Here is a 13,525-nt window from a genome sequence, read left to right on the forward strand (position 1 = left end):
CGGGCCGAGCCGTCGCTAGCGCAACGTCAGATAGATCAGCGCCACATTGAGTGAGCCGATCACCACGGTGATCGCCCAGCCGAGGGCGGCAGTCAGCGGCCGGTTGGCGTCGGGGCCCATCAGCGCCCGGTCGCCGGTCACCCGGATCAGCGGTATCAGGGCGAACGGGATGCCGAAGGACAACACCACCTGCGAGATCACCAGCGCCCGAGTGGGTTCGATTCCGAGGGCCAGGATCGCCAGCGCCGGGCCCAGCGTGATCAGCCGGCGCCAGAGCAGCGGAACCGATACCCGCAACAGGCCCTGCATGATCATCGCGCCGGCGTAGGCGCCCACCGAGGTGGATGCCAATCCCGAGGCCAGCAGTCCGATCGCGAAGAACAGTGCGACGGTCGGGCCCAGGGTGTTGCCGACCGCAGTGTGCGCCCCCTCGATGGAACCGGCGTCGTCCAGGCCACGCAGATTGTTCGCGGCCACCACCAACATGGCTAGGTTCAACGTCCCGGCCACCAGCATCGCCAGGCCGACGTCCCAGCGGGTCACCCGCAGCAGTCGCCGTCGCGCCGGGCCGGGTTCGGGCTGGCCGTGCCGGTCGCGGGCCAGGCCCGAGTGCAGGTACACCGCGTGGGGCATCACCGTCGCGCCGAGGATTGCGGTAGCCAGCAGCACGCTCTCGGTGCCGTCGAAGCGCGGCAACAGGCCCGTTGCGACGTCCGCGGCCGCCGGTGGCGAGACCACCAGGCTGGTCAGGAACCCGATGGCGATGATGATCAGCAGGCCGCTGGTCACCTGCTCGAAAACCCGCGGCCCGCGCCGGTCGCCGACTGTCAGCAGCGCCATCGACACCACCCCGGTGATGAGGCCGCCGAGCAGCAGCGGTAGGTCGAAGATCAGGTTCAGGGCGATCGCGCCGCCCACCACCTCGGCGAGATCTGTTGCCATGGCCACCAATTCGGCTTGCAGCCAATAGGCGATCCGAACCGGTTTACGGCTGTGGGCACCGATCACCTCCGGCAACGAGCGTCCGGTCACCAATCCGAGCTTGGCGGACAGGTACTGCACCAGCCCGGCCATTACGTTGGCCGCGACGATGACCCAGACCAGCAGGAAGCCGAATTTCGCTCCCGCGCTGACGTTGGCGGCCACGTTGCCCGGGTCGACGTAGGCGATGGCAGCGACGAAAGCCGGGCCGAGCAATGCCCAGCCCGGCTTCAGTCGAACCGCGGTGTCTGCGGCCACCGACACCCTTTCCATCCGGATTGGCGAACAGAAAAATCAGGGTAGCCGCAATTGCGCCGCCGGACCGCGGTCCAGGCGGCGCCGGGTCAGCCGGCGCTGTAGAGGCCGCGGCCGGTAACCAGCGGCAGGTCCAGCGTGGTCCGGATTCCCGGCTCGGCCGCAACCACCGCGGGAATTGCATTGACCACCCGCATCGCGGTCGCCACCAGGCCGGCGTGATTGTGGTCGCCGTTGGGGCTGGACAGGCACAGGTCCAGTGCATACGACGGTTCACCGGTCACCTCGACGCGGTAAGACCCGCCGGGCTGGGCCGGCTGCGGCCAGTCCGGGCACAGGTCTTCGCGCAGCCGGGTGACGTGCTCGAGGACCACGGCGGCCTTGCCGTCCACCATGCCGCGCACCTCGAACCGCAATGCCGCGGCAGTGCCTTTCGCGATGTCACCCGAAGAGATGGAGAAATCCTCCGGTGCGGGCACCCGAATGTGGGACTGTTCGACCGAGTCGAGTTCCAGGCCCAGGCCGGCGGCGAGCTGGCGCACCACCGAACCCCACGCCAGGCTGAGCACACCCGGCTGCAGCAGCATCGGGGTTTCGTCCATCGACTTACCGAAGCCCATCACGTCGAACATGACGGCTGCGCTGTCATAGGTGGCGTAGTCGACGATCTCCATGCAGCGGATCTGCTGGATGCTCTGGCAGGTTCCGGCCAACGCCAGCGGTAGCAGATCATTGGCGAAGCCAGGGTCGATGCCGTTGATAAATAGGCTCGAACCGCCTTGGCGCGCAGCCTCTTCGATCGGGGTCAGCATCTCCGCTGGGATCACGTCCCACGGGTATTGCAGGAACACCGCGCTACTGCCGACCACGTTGATACCGGCGGACAGGATGCGCTTGAAGTCCTCCAGCGCCTCGACGAGCCGGTTGTCGGCCAGCGCGGTGTAGACCACGCAGTCGGGTTTGGCGTCGAGCACCTGCTGCAGGTCGGTAGTCGCGATCACACCGCTGGGCTTGTTCACCCCGGCCAGCCCGGCCAGTTCAGTCGCGTCTTTGCCGGACTTGGCATCCGAGGACACCCAGACCCCGGTCAGCTCGAATTCAGGGTTGGTGATCAGCGCTTTGAGTGCGTGGACACCGACGTTGCCGGTGCCGATCTGAGCAACACGAATGGTCATAGGTCAGCTGTTCCTCACAGGTCCGGGACGGGCAGGTCAAGGTTCGGGAAGGTGATGCCGCCGTCGACTTCGAGCACCTTGCCGGTGAGGTAGGCCCCGGCCGGGGACGCCAGATACAGGGCGGCGGCCGCGATCTCCTCGGGGTCACCGAGTCGACGCAGCGGTGTGGCCTTCTCCATCGGGGTGCGCAGCTCGTCGTTGGCAGCCACCACGTTCAGCGCCGAGGTCATGATCGATCCCGGGGCGATGCCGTTGACGCGGATCTTCGGGCACAGGTCCAGCGCGGCCAGCCGGGTGTAGTGGGCCAGTGCGGCCTTGGCCGTGCCGTAGGCGGCGAAACCTCGCCCGGGCACCCGCCCCATGGTGGAGGTGATGTTGATGAACGAGCCGCCGCCGGAGTGCTCCAGCATCAGCGGTACCGCTGCGATGGTCAGGGCATGCGCCGTGGCGACGTTGAACGTGAACGCGTCTTTGAGGTCTTTGGTCGACGTGGTCAACAGCGTGTTGGGCATCGTTCCGCCGACGTTGTTGACGACGATGTCGAGCCTCCCGAACGCCTTGACCGCTTCGGCGGCCAGCTTCGCCGTCTCCTCGGGATGAGCGAGATCGGCGACGACGACGTGGGCACGACGCCCCGCTGCGCGGACCTGCTGCGCGACGGCCTCTAGTTCAGATTGGGTACGTGACGCGATCACCACGTCGGCGCCCGCCTCGGCGAACGCGACGGCGATGGCGGCGCCCAGGCCCCGGCCAGCACCGGTAACGACGGCTGTTTGATTATCGATTCGGAATTTGTCGAGTATCACGTAGGCACGCTAACAAGGATCGGCTGCCAGCTGAACCTCTTTTCTGAAACACGTTCTAATTTGAGTTTGGTCGGACCCGCGAAGTCCGTTGCACGAGGCAGTGGATCGGTGTCTTGAGTCAAGAAGTTGGCAGGTTTGTTTGGGTGATTGGGTTCAGGTAGGCCTGCTGCGGGGTGCGGTCTTGGATGGCTTGGTGTGGCCGGATGGTGTTGTAGATGATGCGGAAGCGGTGGGCTTCCATGTCGAGTGCGTCGCCGTCGCCGATGTAGCCGCGGAAGAGGTGCTCGTATTTCAGGGTCCCGAAGAAGCGCTCGATGACACCGTTGGTCTGCGGTGCTTTGATTCGGGTGCGGATGTGGCGCAGTAGTGGATCGTGCCCGGTGAAGAGGCTTTGGAAGTCTTTGCCGCGGTAGCAGGGCCCGTTGTCGGAGACGACGGCGATGGGGGCGGGCATGTAGCCGATGACGTGGTCCTGGGTGTCGAGGACCGCCATCTGCCCGCGATCTAGCCGCAGGTCGGCCAGGTTCAGTACGCGGGCGGCTTCCTCGACCGCGAGTCGGATGCAGTGCACGGCGTCGACGCCGCGACCGGTGGGGGTGACGGTGATCGCCAGGCAGTACTTGGAGACGTAGTCGATCACGGCGCTGATCCGCCAGATCCCCCCGTGGGCTGTTTCGAACTCGGAGAAGTCGGTCTGCCAGACCCGGTTGCGCTCGGTCGGCGGATCGTGAAACACCTGTCGACGCAACGCGGCCCATGATTTGCGGTCGGCTCGGAAGCCTTGAGGCAGCAGCAGGCCGCGGCGTCGTAGCGCGCGTTGGACCGAGGAATTGGTGACCTCGTGGCCATCGGCACGCATTAAGGCGGCGATCTTGCGGTAGCCCCAGGCTGGCCAGGCTTCGGCGTATTTGGCGGCCAGGGCCTCAATACGGTCGACTTGAGGCGCCGGCCAGGGGCCTTTGGGTGGGTTACCGGCGCGCGTCCGAGCCAGGCGGCGTCGATAGGTCCGCTCCGGGATGCCGGCGAGCAAGGCGAACCTCGAAACCGGCAGTTGAGCTGCCTCTCTTAGGGCTTCGAGGTCCTGGAAGGGACCTGATTGATCAGCGCGGCGCCGCGCTGCCAGATCCGCAGTTGCACCGTCGCCTCGGCGAGCGCGAGCTTGAGTTCCTCGTTCTCGCGCCGGAGTCGGCGCTGTTCAGGGGTACCGGCCTGCCCTGGGGCTCCACCGGGCACTTCCTGCATCCGTTGAGCGCCGGCCTCAAGGAACTGATGCTTCCACTTCGTCACTTGGGTCGAGGACACCCCGCCCCGCCGGGCGGCCTCGGCACCGGTCATCTCCCCGGCCAGTACCGCCAGCACCAGCCGGGTTTTCTCCTCCGCAGGGATCTTCGTTCGTCGTGATCGGACCATGACCCACTCAACCTCCTCACGGCCGCGTTGTGAATAACGCGGCCCTGTCAGAAAGTTTGAGTCAGTGGATCGGCGTATATTCGAACGTATGTTCGATGAAGGTCTGCCGGGGCCGGGGTCGTTGGCGGGGGCCGACGACAAGGCCCTGGTGGCGGCCATCTCGGAGTGGGCCCGGGTGGAGGCCGCGGCCTCGGCGCGCCGGCTGGCGGCGATCGGCGAGTTGGTGGCTCGGCGCACCCGCGGGTCCGATGCGGTGAACCGGTCACGCTGGTCCTGTGACTACTGGGACGCCGCGGCCTGCGAGGTCGGCGCTGCCGAGCAGATCAGCCACGGGATGGCGTCCTCGCAGATGTATCTGGCCACGGCACTGCGGGAACGGCTGCCGAAGGTGGCCGCACTGTTTCTCGACGGGGCGATCAACAGCCGGCTGGTGGCCACGATCGTCTGGCGCACCACGTTGATCACCAACCCGTACCTACTGAACGCCGTCGACACCGAACTCGCCGCGATCGCCACCGGCCTGGGGCCCCTGTCGGCGGCCAAGACCGCGGCGGCCATCGACGCCCTGATCGAGCGGCATGACCCCGACGCCGTCCGGCGCCAGGAGCGCGACGCCCGCGGCCGCGAAATTGTCGTCGACACCCGCAACAGCGAAAACGGCACCACCGGCCTGTGGGGCCGACTGTTTGCCACCGATGCCACCGCACTCGAACGGCGCCTGACCCAACTGGCCCGCACTGTCTGCGACGACGATCCCCGCACCCTGGCCCAACGCCGCGCCGATGCCCTCGGCGCCCTGGCCAACGGAGCCGACACCCTGGCCTGCGTCTGCGGCAACACCGACTGCCCCGCCGCCGGGGCAGACGACGCCCGCGCGGCCAACGTCACCGTCTACGTCCTCGCCGACCAAACCACCCTGGACAACCCGGCCGACCCCAGGTTCGGCGCCGGCGCCCCCGACCAAACCTCCACGCCAGCCGGTGCGGCAACCACGCCGGCACCCCAGACGCGTCCGGCGCCCTCCGGGCAGATCATCGGTGGCGGCACCATACCGGCGCCGCTGCTGGCCCAGCTGGTCAATAACGGCGCCACCGTCAAACCGCTGCGCAACCCGGCCGACCTGCCGGCCGAACCGCACTACCGGCCCTCGACAGCGTTGGCCGCCTTCGTCCGGGCCCGCGACCTCACCTGCCGATTCCCCGGCTGCGACCAGCCCGCCACCCACTGCGACATCGACCACGCCGTGGCCCACCCGCAGGGAGCCACCCACCCAGCCAACCTGCGCTGCCTCTGCCGAAAACACCACTTACTCAAGACCTTCTGGACCGGCCGCGGGGGCTGGACCGACCGTCAGCACCCCAACGGCACCATCGAATGGACCAGCCCCACCGGCCACACCTACACCACACGGCCCGGCAGCATGCTGCTATTCCCCGCCCTGTGCCTGCCGACCACCGCACCACCGTCACCACCGTCACCACCGACATCAACCGGCGACCGCACCCTGATGATGCCCACACGCAAGCGCACCCGAATCCAAGACCGGCTCCGGTGCATCGAGGCCGAACGCACCCTCAACAAAACCCCGCCCTGACGCCGATGAGCAGTCGAAGCCACGTCAGGAGTGCAACACTCCTGCCGCCAGTCTGGCGATATCGACTATGAGCTGAAACCGTCTTTTGAATCGGCGGCATTCTATGGTTGATGCCGTGACTTCGAACCTCGACGTTCCCGGCGCCCCGGCCTGGTCGCCGCGCGAAGTCGAGCTGTTGGAAATCACCTTGCAGCTGCTGCAGGAAAACGGCTACGACAGGTTAACGGTCGACGCGGTCGCGGCCACCGCGCGAGCGAGCAAGGCTACGGTCTACCGGCGTTGGCCGTCGAAGGCCGAATTGGTGTTGGCCGCGTTCACGGAGGGCATCCGCCAGGTCGCGGTCCCGCCCGACACCGGCACGCTGCGCGGTGATCTGTTGCGGCTGGGGGAGCTGGTCTGCCAACAGGTCGCGCAGCACGCCGGCACGCTGCGCGCGGTGCTGGTGGAGGTATCGCGAAACCCAGCGCTGAACGAGGTGATGCAGAGTCATTTCGTTGATCAGCGCAAGGCATTGGTCCTCCACATCCTGGGGCAAGCCGTCGACCGTGGAGAGATCGAAGCCGATGCCATCGATGACGACCTCTGGGATCTGTTGCCCGGATATCTGATTTTCCGGTCCCTGGTCTCGGGTCGGGTGCCCACCACGCACACCGTGGCGAACCTCGTCGATCAGGTGGTCCTGCCGGCTCTCACCCGCCTCGCCCACTGACTTCGCGTTTCACGAAATCGTGCCGCCGCGCACTATTGAACCGTACGGTTCCGTACCGTACGGTTTATTTCATTCGAGCTGTCCACGGATACCGAGAGGCTTCCGGTGAAGAGACCGTCGTTTTTTCCCCTGGTCCGGCGTGGGTGGATGGTCTTGGTGGCGGTCGCGGTGGTCGCCGTCGCCGCGTTCTGCGTGTATCGACTGCACGGCATCTTCGGCTCGGGTGACACCACATCGACCAGCAGTGACGCCGCCGAGGACATCGTCCCGTTCAACCCGAAGGACGTCGTCTACGAGGTCTTCGGCGCCCCGGGGGCTACAGCCACCATCAACTATCTCGATGTCAACGCCGCTCCGCAGCAGGTCATCGACGCCCCGCTGCCCTGGAGATACCAGGCGACGACGACGGAACCGGCAGTCATCGCCGATCTGCGGGCCCAGGGCAACGGCGACACCCTGGGCTGCCGCATCGTGATCGACGGCGAGCTCAAGGACGAAAGGACCTCCGACGCCGTGAGCGCCTACATCTTCTGCTTGGACAAGTCCGGATGAGCGAGCCCGGCCGACGGCCCTTCTGGCCACGCACCATCCGCGGCCTGGCACTGCCGATCGTGCTGTTCTGGGTGGCGCTGGCCGCCGTGACGAACAGTCTCGTGCCCCAACTTGAGGTGGTGGCCGAAGCCCACAACGTGGGGATGAGCTCGCACGACGCGCCGTCGTACCAGGCCGCGAAGCGCATCGGAAAAGTGTTCCAGCAGTACGACACCGACAGCGCGGCGATGATCGTCATCGAAGGCGATCAGCCACTTGGTGCCGAAGCGCACCGGTTCTACGACACCCTGGTCGCCAAGCTGCGGGACGACACCCGCCACGTCCAACACATCCAGGACTTCTGGGGCGATCCGCTGACCGCCGCCGGATCGCAGAGCAACGACGGCAAAGCCGCACTGGCGCAGGTGTTCTTGGCCGGAAGTCAGGGCGAGACGTTGGCCAATGAGTCGGTGGCCGCCGTCCGTGACATCGTCGAGCGCACACCGGCACCGCCCGGCGTTCACGCCTATGTGACGGGCGCGGCCCCGCTGGTCGCCGACCAGTTCTCGGTCGGCAGTGAGGGCACCAACAAGGTCACCGCGATCACCTTCCTGGTGATCGCGCTCATGCTGTTCGCGGTCTACCGCTCGATCGGCACCACTGTGCTCGCGCTGCTCACCGTCGCCATCGAGATGGCCGCCGCGCGTGGTTTCGTCGCGTTCCTCGGTTACCACGAGATCATCGGATTATCAACGTACTCAACGAATCTGCTGACCTTGCTCGCGATCGCCGCGGGAACCGACTACGCGATCTTCATCATCAGCCGCTACCAGGAGGCGCGCGCGGCCGGCGAAGACCCGGAGACGGCTTTCTACACCATGTACCGCGGCACCGCCCACGTCGTGATCGGCTCGGGCCTGACCATTTCCGGCGCCGTGTACTGCCTGACCTTCACCCGGCTGCCCTACTTCCACACCCTGGGGCTGCCCGCTGCCATCGGCATATTCGTCGCGCTGATCGCCGCGTTGACCCTGACGTCGGCGGTGCTCACGCTGGGCAGCCGGTTCGGATTCTTCGAACCCACCCGCGCGATGCGGACCCGCGGCTGGCGCCGGATCGGTGCCGCCATCGTCCGGTGGCCCGGACCGATCCTGGTGGTGGCCTGCGGCGTGGCCCTGATCGGCTTGCTCGCCCTGCCGGGCTACAAGACCAGCTACGACGCCCGGATCTACATGCCGGATCGTGCCCCGGCCAACATCGGCTATGCCGCAGCCGAACGCCATTTCTCGCAAGCCCGGCTGAACCCCGAACTGCTGATGATCGAAGCCGACCACGACCTGCGCAACCCGGCGTCCTTCCTGGTTTTGGAACGCGTCGCCAAAGCCGTGTTTCACACGCCGGGTATTGCCAAAGTGCAGTCGATGACCCGCCCGTTGGGCACCCCGCTCAAGCACACGTCGATACCGTTCTCGGTCGGCCAGGGAAATGTCGCCCAGACCCAGAATCTGAAGTATCAGATGGACCGGGCGGCCGATCTGCTCAAACAGGCGGCTGAAGCCGAGAAGTCGATCCACACGCTGGAGCAGCAATATGCGCTACAGCAGCAGCTCGCCGACGCCACCCATTCGGAAACCCAGAGCTTTCACGACACCGTCGACCTCACCAACGAACTGCGGGACCAGATCGCGAACTTCGACGACTTCTTCCGGCCGATCCGCAGCTACTTTTACTGGGAACCGCACTGCTTCGACATCCCGGCGTGTGCTGCGCTGCGCAATGTGTTCGACCTGCAGGACGGCATCGACAAGCTCAGCGAGAAGCTCGGACAGCTCACCACCACCTTGGACAAGCTGGACGCCCTGCAACCGCAGCTGGTGGAGCTGATTCCGTCCCAGATCGAAAGCCAGCGAGTCAACCGCGATCTGGCGCTGAACAATTACGCCACCAACTCCGGGATCAGCGACCAGTCCGCCGCCGCCAACGACAATCCGGCCGCCATGGGTCAGGCCTTCGACGAAGCCAAGAATGACGACTCCTTCTACCTACCGCCGGAAGCATTCGACAACGCCGAATTCAAACGTGGGATGAAGTTGTTCATGTCGCCGGACGGCAAAGCGGCGCAGATGATCATCACCCACGAGGGCGACCCGGCGACCCCGGAGGGCATCGCGCACATCGACTCGATTCGCAACGCCGCCAAGGAAGCGGTCAAAGGGACCCCGCTGCAGGGTTCGCACATCTACCTCGCCGGCACCGCCTCGACCTACAAGGACATCGCCGACGCCGCCAAATACGACCTGCTGATCGCCGGGATCGCTGCGCTGACCCTGATTCTGCTGATCATGATGATCATCACCCGCAGCCTGGTCGCCGCGATCGTCATCGTGGGCACCGTTGCGCTTTCGCTGGGCGCCTCATTCGGTCTGTCGGTGCTGGTGTGGCAGTACCTGTTCGGCATCCATCTGTACTGGATCGTGTTGGCCCTGGCCGTCATTCTGTTGCTGGCGGTGGGCTCGGACTACAACCTGCTGTTGATCTCGCGGTTCTCCGAGGAGATCCGCGCGGGTATCAATACCGGGATCATCCGGGCAATGGGCGGCACGGGTTCAGTCGTGACTGCTGCCGGGCTGGTGTTTTCCGCGACCATGGCGTCGTTCATCTTCAGTGACCTGCGGATCCTCGGCCAGATCGGCACCACGATTGCGCTCGGCCTGCTGTTCGACACGCTGATCGTGCGGTCGTTCATGACCCCGTCCATCGCGGCGCTGCTCGGGCGCTGGTTCTGGTGGCCGCAACGGGTGCGTCAACGGCCCGCGGTAGCCGCGAGCTCCTAAGCCCGCGCCTTTTTGGCGGGAGCCTTTTTCGCCGGAGCTTTCTTGGCCGGTGCCCTTTTGGCCGGGGCCTTCTCGGCGGACGAGCGTTTCTTCACGCTGGCCTCGAGCTTGGCCAGTAGGTCGGAAACATCTTCGGTCGCATCCAGTTCGGCGGGACGCTCCTCGGGAGTGAACGCCTCGTCGCCTTCGAGTTTGGCCGCGATCAACTCGTGCAACTGCTCCTGATACGTGTCGTGGTAGCGGTCCGGGTCGAAATCGTCGGCCATCGACTCGACCACCTGCCCGGCCATCTTCAGCTCGGCCGGCTTGATCTCCACCTTGGTGTCCAGCGCGGGGAAGTCCGGGTCGCGAATCTCGTCCGGCCACAGCAGGGTGTGCACCACCATCACGTCGCGCTTGGAGAAGTCCTTGACCCGCAGCGCCGCCAGGCGGGTCTTGTTGCGCAGCGTGAAGTGCACGATGGCCACCCGGTCAGTTTCGGCCAGCGTCTTGGCCAGCAGCACATAGGATTTGATCGACTTCGACGCGGGCTCCAGAAAGTAGGAGCGGTCATACAGCATCGGATCCAGGTCAGCGGTCGGGACGAACTCCAGTACGGCGATCTCGTGGTCGCGCTCCTCGGGGAGGTTCGCGATGTCGTCGTCGGTGATCACCACCATCCGCCCGTCGTCGGACTCGTACGCCCGCGCGATGTCGCCGTAGTCGACGACTTCGCCGCACTCCTCGCACACCCGCCGGTAGCGAATTCGCCCGTGGTCCTTGGCGTGCACCTGGCGGAACTTGATGTCATGGTCTTCGGTGGCGCTGTAGACCTTCACCGGCACGTTGACCAGACCGAATGCGATCGAACCCTTCCAGATGGAACGCATAGGGCCAGTATGCCCACCCAGATGTGCCGATAACCTGCATTGGCGCGACGTAGGTTGGTTGCATGGCCGCTGAGTCCGTGCAGACCCGGGTCACGCTGACCAACGCCGACAAGGTGCTCTACCCCGCCACGGGCACCACCAAAGCCGATGTCTTCGACTACTACACCCGGATCGCCCAGGTAATGCTGCCGCACATCGCCGGGCGCCCGGCGACGCGCAAACGTTGGCCCAACGGTGTTGAACAGGGATCCTTCTTCGAAAAGCAGCTCGCTTCCTCAGCTCCGGGCTGGGTGCCTCGCGCGGACATTCAGCATCGCTCCGGCGTCACCACCTATCCGATCATCGAGGACCTCGACGGCCTGGCCTGGATCGCCCAGCAGGCCGCGCTGGAAGTCCACGTCCCGCAGTGGCGGTTCGAAACGCAATGGAGCCACGGCGGCAAGGTGCTCGCACCCGGACTGGCAACGCGTCTGGTGTTCGACCTCGACCCTGGCGAGGGCGTGGCGATGAGTCAGCTCGCCGAAGTGGCGCGAGCTATCCGGGACCTGATGTCCGAGCTGGGGTTGGACACCTTTCCGGTCACCAGCGGCAGTAAGGGAGTGCACCTGTACGCCGCCCTCGAGCGCCCGGTGAGCAGCGCTGGAGCCGCCACATTAGCCAAACGCATTGCGCAACAGCTCGAAACCGAGATGCCCGAACTGGTGACCGCGACCATGGCCAAGAAGCTGCGGGTCGGCAAGGTGTTTCTCGACTGGAGCCAGAACAACGCGGCCAAGACGACCATTGCGCCGTACTCGCTGCGCGGCCGAGACCAGCCGACGGTCGCTGCTCCACGCACCTGGGCCGAGCTGGACGACCCGGGCCTGCGGCAGCTGCGCTTTGACGAAGTGCTGGACCGCGTTGAGCGCGACGGCGACCTGTTGGCCGCCCTGGACCCACCGCCGCAGGCACCGGACCGGTTGGCGGTGTACCGGGCCAAACGTGACGCGGGCCGGACCCCCGAACCCGTTCCGGCCGCGGCGCCGGCGCCCGGTGAGGGCAACAGCTTTGTCATCCACGAACACCACGCCCGCCGGCTGCACTACGACTTTCGGCTGGAGCGCGACGGGGTGTTGGTGAGCTGGGCGGTGCCCAAGAACCTTCCGGACTCCACGTCGGTCAACCATCTCGCAGTGCGCACCGAGGACCATCCGCTGGAATACGGCAGCTTCGAAGGCACCATCCCCAAGGGCGAGTACGGTGCGGGCACCGTGCGCATCTGGGATTCGGGCACCTATGTGACCGAGAAGTTCGAGGACGGGGCCGAAAAAGGGGAGGTGATCGTCGTGCTCACCGGCAGCCGGATCTCCGGGCGATACGCGCTGATCCGCACCGGCGGTGACCAGTGGCTGGCGCACCGGATGAAAGACCAGCAGGCATTCACGTTCAACGAGCTGGCCCCAATGCTGGCCACGCACGGCTCGGTGGCGCGACTGGACCCAAGCCAGTGGGCTTTCGAAGGCAAGTGGGACGGCTACCGGCTGCTGGTGGAAGCCGATCGCGGTCGGCTGCGGTTGCGCGCCCGCAGCGGACGTGACGTGACAGGCGAATACCCGCAGCTGCCGTTTCCGGCCGCCGACCTGGCCGAGCACCATCTGGTGCTCGATGGCGAACTCGTCGCGCTCGACGACCACGGTGACCCCAGCTTCGCTGCGATGCAGAACAGCGCCCGTGCGGCCCGCCTACAGTTCTGGGCTTTCGACTTGCTCTATCTCGACGGGCGCCCGCTGTTGCGGGTGGCCTATCGGGATCGGCGCCGTCTCCTGGAAACCCTTGCGCGCGGAACCGATCTAGTGGTCCAAGATCTGTTGGCGCCCGACGGGGCGAAGGCGCTCGAACAGTCCCGCAAGCTGGGCTGGGAAGGGGTGATCGCCAAGAAATGGGATTCGCCCTATCAGCCGGGGCGCCGTTCGGCGGCGTGGGTCAAGGAGAAGTACTGGCGAACCCAGGAGGTAGTGATAGGCGGCTGGCGGGCCAGAAGGGAGAGCGCTCGGAAAGGCACGAGCGGGGGGATCGGGTCGCTGCTGATGGGCATTCCCGAGGGTGATGCCGGCCTGCGTTTCGTCGGCCGGGTCGGTACGGGTTTCACCGAGCGCCAGCTGGCCGCCCTGAAGAAGATGCTGGTGCCGCTCCGCGCCGGCGAATCACCGTTTGGGGCACCGCTTCCCGCGCCGGACGCCAAGGGCGTCACGTTTGTGGAACCGACGGTGGTGGGCGAAGTGCGCTTCAGCGAACGCACGGCCGATGGCCGGCTGCGCCAGCCCAGCTGGCGCGGACTGCGGCCCGACAAGACCCCGGATGAGGTGGTGGGTGAGGATTGAC

The 13,525-nt window shown here is 66.1% G+C and carries 11 protein-coding genes; 5 read left to right on the forward strand and 6 right to left on the reverse strand.

From position 1 onward, the window contains the following. Positions 1–15 precede the first annotated feature (15 nt). From ACKY0X_RS04440 to ACKY0X_RS04460, 5 genes are all read right to left on the reverse strand, one after another. Positions 16–1,254: an Nramp family divalent metal transporter gene (locus tag ACKY0X_RS04440; protein WP_409428471.1), complete on the reverse strand. Its 1,239-nt coding sequence runs from the start codon at positions 1,252–1,254 to the stop codon at positions 16–18. A 71-nt stretch (positions 1,255–1,325) separates the two neighbouring features. After that, positions 1,326–2,411 carry a diacylglycerol kinase gene (locus tag ACKY0X_RS04445; protein ID WP_409428472.1) on the reverse strand — a complete coding sequence of 362 codons (1,086 nt, stop codon included), beginning with the start codon at positions 2,409–2,411 and terminating at the stop codon, positions 1,326–1,328. A gap of 14 nt (positions 2,412–2,425) precedes the next feature. After that, complete coding sequence (locus ACKY0X_RS04450) at positions 2,426–3,217, reverse strand: SDR family oxidoreductase (protein ID WP_409428473.1); 792 nt, start codon at positions 3,215–3,217, stop codon at positions 2,426–2,428. A gap of 118 nt (positions 3,218–3,335) precedes the next feature. Continuing rightward, a complete protein-coding gene (locus ACKY0X_RS04455; RefSeq protein ID WP_409428474.1) occupies positions 3,336–4,247 on the reverse strand; it encodes a transposase in 912 nt (303 codons plus the stop codon). Positions 4,248–4,282: 35 nt separating this feature from the next. Beyond that, positions 4,283–4,627: a transposase gene (locus tag ACKY0X_RS04460; protein WP_085266571.1), complete on the reverse strand. Its 345-nt coding sequence runs from the start codon at positions 4,625–4,627 to the stop codon at positions 4,283–4,285. A gap of 88 nt (positions 4,628–4,715) precedes the next feature. Here ACKY0X_RS04460 and ACKY0X_RS04465 point away from each other — a divergent pair, with 88 nt between their 5' ends. The 4 genes from ACKY0X_RS04465 to ACKY0X_RS04480 all read left to right on the forward strand — a co-directional run bounded on the left by ACKY0X_RS04465 (position 4,716) and on the right by ACKY0X_RS04480 (position 10,295). Next, entirely contained in the window at positions 4,716–6,221 is a 1,506-nt protein-coding gene (locus tag ACKY0X_RS04465) for a DUF222 domain-containing protein (RefSeq protein ID WP_409428475.1), read from the forward strand. Positions 6,222–6,324: 103 nt separating this feature from the next. Then, the gene (locus ACKY0X_RS04470; protein WP_409428476.1) at positions 6,325–6,930 is read left to right on the forward strand and encodes a TetR/AcrR family transcriptional regulator; all 606 of its coding nucleotides are present in this window, start codon (positions 6,325–6,327) and stop codon (positions 6,928–6,930) included. Positions 6,931–7,077: 147 nt separating this feature from the next. Beyond that, positions 7,078–7,482, forward strand: a complete 405-nt coding sequence (locus tag ACKY0X_RS04475) for an MmpS family transport accessory protein (protein WP_409428477.1) — start codon at positions 7,078–7,080, stop codon at positions 7,480–7,482. After that, positions 7,479–10,295 (forward strand): RND family transporter, encoded by a 2,817-nt coding sequence (locus ACKY0X_RS04480; protein WP_409428478.1) that lies wholly within the window; start codon positions 7,479–7,481, stop codon positions 10,293–10,295. The genes ACKY0X_RS04475 and ACKY0X_RS04480 overlap by 4 nt, the downstream gene beginning before the upstream one ends. On the opposite strand, the gene ACKY0X_RS04485 is transcribed toward ACKY0X_RS04480, so the two are convergent. Further along, the gene (locus ACKY0X_RS04485) at positions 10,292–11,164 is read right to left on the reverse strand and encodes a Ku protein (protein ID WP_409428479.1); all 873 of its coding nucleotides are present in this window, start codon (positions 11,162–11,164) and stop codon (positions 10,292–10,294) included. The genes ACKY0X_RS04480 and ACKY0X_RS04485 overlap by 4 nt on opposite strands. A gap of 62 nt (positions 11,165–11,226) precedes the next feature. Here ACKY0X_RS04485 and ACKY0X_RS04490 point away from each other — a divergent pair, with 62 nt between their 5' ends. Next, the gene (locus tag ACKY0X_RS04490; protein WP_409428480.1) at positions 11,227–13,524 is read left to right on the forward strand and encodes an ATP-dependent DNA ligase; all 2,298 of its coding nucleotides are present in this window, start codon (positions 11,227–11,229) and stop codon (positions 13,522–13,524) included. Position 13,525: the final 1 nt, after the last annotated feature.

This window comes from Mycobacterium sp. SMC-11, assembly GCF_046250095.1.
Lineage (GTDB): Bacteria > Actinomycetota > Actinomycetes > Mycobacteriales > Mycobacteriaceae > Mycobacterium > Mycobacterium heraklionense_A.

Bases quoted from the DNA above. Each gene is read 5' to 3' on its own strand.
- ACKY0X_RS04445 (WP_409428472.1), bottom strand. From the start codon at position 2,411: ATGACCATTCGTGTTGCTCAGATCGGCACCGGCAACGTCGGTGTCCAC.
- ACKY0X_RS04480 (WP_409428478.1), top strand. From the start codon at position 7,479: ATGAGCGAGCCCGGCCGACGGCCCTTCTGGCCACGCACCATCCGCGGC.
- ACKY0X_RS04485 (WP_409428479.1), bottom strand. From the start codon at position 11,164: ATGCGTTCCATCTGGAAGGGTTCGATCGCATTCGGTCTGGTCAACGTG.
- ACKY0X_RS04460 (WP_085266571.1), bottom strand. From the start codon at position 4,627: ATGGTCCGATCACGACGAACGAAGATCCCTGCGGAGGAGAAAACCCGG.
- ACKY0X_RS04440 (WP_409428471.1), bottom strand. From the start codon at position 1,254: ATGGAAAGGGTGTCGGTGGCCGCAGACACCGCGGTTCGACTGAAGCCG.
- ACKY0X_RS04490 (WP_409428480.1), top strand. From the start codon at position 11,227: ATGGCCGCTGAGTCCGTGCAGACCCGGGTCACGCTGACCAACGCCGAC.
- ACKY0X_RS04475 (WP_409428477.1), top strand. From the start codon at position 7,078: ATGGTCTTGGTGGCGGTCGCGGTGGTCGCCGTCGCCGCGTTCTGCGTG.
- ACKY0X_RS04465 (WP_409428475.1), top strand. From the start codon at position 4,716: ATGTTCGATGAAGGTCTGCCGGGGCCGGGGTCGTTGGCGGGGGCCGAC.
- ACKY0X_RS04470 (WP_409428476.1), top strand. From the start codon at position 6,325: ATGGTTGATGCCGTGACTTCGAACCTCGACGTTCCCGGCGCCCCGGCC.